Annotated in this window: 1 pseudogene; it reads right to left on the reverse strand. The window is 83.5% G+C overall.

Features of this window, described 5'->3' with window-relative positions:
* Positions 1 to 249: pseudogene (locus A4V12_RS39960) on the reverse strand (lyase); the annotation flags it as partial.

Below are 249 nucleotides of genomic sequence, written 5' to 3' on the forward strand. Positions count from 1 at the left end.
ATGGTCCACAGGCGGTGGTAGCTCTGGGGGATGCCGGAGGGCGGGTCGAAGGCGGGGCCCGGCCACAGGGAGGGGGCGGGGGGGGCCATGGTGGCGCGGGGAAGGGCGGCGAGGGCACCGGGCGCGGCCAGGCGGGAGGCGGACGGGTCGGCGGGCGGGGCGGAGCCGGGGCCGCGCTGGAGGGCCAGCCAGCCAAGCCCCAGCGGCCCGAAGGCGGCGGGGGCGGGGGGGGGCTGGGCGGGGCCGGGG

Source organism: Streptomyces noursei, from assembly GCF_001646665.1.
GTDB lineage: Bacteria > Actinomycetota > Actinomycetes > Streptomycetales > Streptomycetaceae > Streptomyces > Streptomyces lavendulocolor.